The 3155-nt window shown below is 70.3% G+C and carries 4 protein-coding genes; all 4 read right to left on the bottom strand.

The genetic code is table 11. The features are described 5' to 3' along the window. The coding region (locus AC1DVZ_RS18770) for a ribonuclease HII (protein ID WP_477619714.1) at positions 1–670 on the bottom strand (670 nt) is incomplete at its 3' end. 6 nt (positions 671–676) lie between these two features. Next, positions 677–1738, bottom strand: a complete 1062-nt coding sequence (lepB, locus tag AC1DVZ_RS18765) for a signal peptidase I (protein ID WP_477619713.1) — start codon at positions 1736–1738, stop codon at positions 677–679. Further along, positions 1735–2478 carry a signal peptidase I gene (gene lepB / locus AC1DVZ_RS18760; RefSeq protein ID WP_477619712.1) on the bottom strand — a complete coding sequence of 248 codons (744 nt, stop codon included), beginning with the start codon at positions 2476–2478 and terminating at the stop codon, positions 1735–1737. Before lepB (AC1DVZ_RS18760) ends, lepB (AC1DVZ_RS18765) begins: the two co-directional genes overlap by 4 nt. A gap of 71 nt (positions 2479–2549) precedes the next feature. After that, positions 2550–2909 carry a 50S ribosomal protein L19 gene (rplS, locus tag AC1DVZ_RS18755; protein WP_477619711.1) on the bottom strand — a complete coding sequence of 120 codons (360 nt, stop codon included), beginning with the start codon at positions 2907–2909 and terminating at the stop codon, positions 2550–2552. Between the last annotated feature and the right edge of the window lie 246 nt (positions 2910–3155).

Genomic DNA, 3155 nt, shown 5'->3' with positions numbered 1-3155 from the left:
GCCACGACCTGCGGTGCAGGTCGGTGGCGCCGAAGGCTTCCAGCGCCGCGAGGTGCTCCGGCGCGGCATACCCCTTGTTCTCGTCCCAGCCGTATGCCGGGTGGTCCGGGGCGGCGGCCACCATCATCGCGTCGCGCTCGACCTTGGCCAGCACCGACGCGGCGGCCACGGACGAGCACTTGAGGTCGGCCTTGATCATCGTCGTGACGGGCGGAGCGAGTGGCGCGGAGTCGGACGCGAAGGCGAAGAGCCCCACCTCGTCGGGCGCGGTGAGCCAGTCGTGGTTGCCGTCGAGGATGACCAGGTCGGGCACGACCTCCACGGCGGCGAGCGCGCGGCACCCCGCCAGGCGGAGCGCGGCGATGATCCCGATCTCGTCGATCTCCTCGGGCGAGGCGTGGCCGACGGCATACCCGAGGGCCCACCGCCTGATCCGCGGCACCATCGCGACCCGCGCCGCAGGCGTGAGCAGCTTGGAGTCCTTCACGCCGGCCGGCGCGCTGCGACAGGCCTCGTCGATGAGGACGACGCCGACGCTCACGGGGCCCGCGAGGGCGCCACGGCCCACCTCGTCCATGCCCGCGAGGACGCGGTGCCCGTCTCGCTGGAGCTGGCGTTCGACGCGCAGGTTGGGTTTGCGGCTGCGTCGCGCCGGTTGTGCCTGAGCCACCACCGGTCAGCCCGATCCGGTCGGGGCGTCGGTGCCGCCCACCTCGCCGCCACCTTGGCCGTCTGCGCCCCCGTCGGACCCACCCGTCGGGGAACCGGTGGGCGCACCGGTGCCGCCGGTGTCGGGAGCGGGCACGGTGGCGAAGGTGGTCTTGGGGTTGGACAGCCAGGTCAGGTGGTCCAACGGCCAGACCAGCGCCACCGCACGGCCCACGATGAGGCGCTCGTCGACCGAGCCCTGGCTGCCGTCGTTCTCCGGGCCGTCGTGGGCGCGCGAGTCTGCGGAGTTGGAGCGGTGGTCGCCCATCACCCAGACGCGTCCGCTCGGCACGGTGATGTCAAAGTCCTGCTCACTCGCCGCGTCACCCGGTTTGAGGTAGGGCTCCTTGATCGCCTTGCCGTTGATCGTGATCCGGCCACCCTCGTCACAGCAGACGACGTGGTCGCCCGGCAACCCGATGACGCGCTTGATGAGGTGGTTCTCGGCGTTGTCGGGCAGGAGGCCGACGAACGTGAGGGTTTCGCTGACGAACGTCGCCAGCGGTCCGCGCTCGACCGGCGTGGTCGCGTCGAGCCACTGGCCCGGGTCGGCGAACACGACGATGTCGCCGCGTTGGAGGTCGATCGGTCCCGGGGTCAGCTTGCTGACGATGACGCGGTCGTTGAGGACGAGGGTGTCCTCCATGGACCCCGACGGGATGTAGAACGCCTGGAGCAGCCAGGTCTTGACGATGAAGGACAGCACCAGCGCCATCCCCACGACGATCGCGAACTCCTTGATGGCAGCACCGAGCACCGCCAGTCCACTCGCGGGCGCGTCGTGGGCGTGACGTCCCCTGCGGGGCTCCACGGACGCCGCGGACGCCTCGGGCTCGGCGGAGTCGTGGGTTCCGGCTTCGGGCTCGTGGCGCAGCCACGCCGGGTCAGTTGTCCCCACGCGCTGGTCCTTGTTCCTCGCATCGAACGCATCGACGTTTTTCGTGTCGACCGCATCCACCGCAGCGGACTCCGGGGGCTCGCCGTCGTAGCCCAGCCATCCMGCGTCGCCGTCGCGTGCGTCGCCACTCACGGGGCACCGACACGGGGGATGTCGGCCAACGCCTCGGGAGTGTGGAATCCACCGACGCGCGACAGAGGCCAGTAGGTCGCACTGGCGCGGCCGATCACGTCGGACACCCGCACGGTGCCACCGCCGGCGTCGCCGAGGTGGGACCGGGAGTCCGCACTGTCGCTGCGGTGGTCGCCCATCACCCAGACCCGGCCCGCCGGCACGGTGACGTCGAAGGTCAGCTCGCTCGGCTCGTCGCCCGAGAAGAGGTAGGGCTCCGCCAGCGGCGCCCCGTTCACGGTGAGCCGGTGCTGGGCGTCACAACAGACGACGTGGTCGCCGGGCAGGCCGATGACCCTCTTGACGAAGTCCTGCTCACCGAGGTCGAGACCGACCAGCGAGGCCGCGCCGCCCAGGGTCCGTCCGATCAGCCCGTCGTCCTGGTGCGGCTCGCGCTCGGCCGCCGCGAAGCTCGTCGTGCCGTCGAAGACGACCACGTCCCCTCGCCGCAGCGAACCGCCGGAGACCAGCTTGTTGACCAGGATGCGGTCGCCCGGCTCGATCGTCGGCTCCATCGATCCCGAAGGGACGTAGAACGACTGCACGAGAAAACCCCGGACCAGCACCATCACCAGCAGGGAGACGCTCGCCAGCAACAGCCACGAAGGGCCGCCGCGGGGGCGCTCCGACACGACCGCCGCATCAGTCTCGACTGGAGCGGCGGCCGGGTCGTGCTGGGGTGATTCCGGTCCGGGGTTCATCGCATCCGGAGCCTAACCCTCACGGCTGTGCCGACGCGTGCCGGGACACCTGAGGGAGAGATGGGTCCGCCCTACTTGGCGGTAACCGTCTCGCGCTTCTCCTTGATCTTGGCAGCCTTGCCGCGCAGGTCGCGCAGGTAGTAGAGCTTGGCGCGACGGACGTCACCGCGGGTGACGAGCTCGATGTGGTCGATGATCGGGGTGTGCAGCGGGAAGGTGCGCTCCACGCCGACGCCGAAGGAGACCTTGCGGACGGTGAACGTCTCGCCGATGCCACCACCGTGGCGACGGATCACGACGCCCTTGAAGACCTGGACGCGCGAGCGGGTGCCTTCGACGACCTTGACGTGCACGTTGATCGTGTCACCGGCGCGGAAGTCCGGGATGTCGTCGCGGAGGGAGGCCTTGTCGATCGCATCGAAACGCTGCATGGCTGAATCGCTTTCTTCTCGGCGCCACAGGTCGCCCAGGGTGTTGGGTGGTGCTGGTGAATGGGAGGTGCGGTGCGCCGTGTGCGTCACTGGCCGCGTGGCCGGAACACTGCCCGGTCACTCCCCCTGTGGCAGGGGCCGCTGGTCACGCAGGCGCAAAGAGTCATTCTGCCACGAGCAGACGCCCCGGCAGAAATCGTCTCGGGCCGCTCGTCCCCAGCACGGAGCGTGGGTATGCCGCGTGGC

The organism is Pedococcus sp. P2_E5, from assembly GCF_056403895.1.
This window is presented reverse-complemented; position numbering and strand designations above follow the sequence as displayed.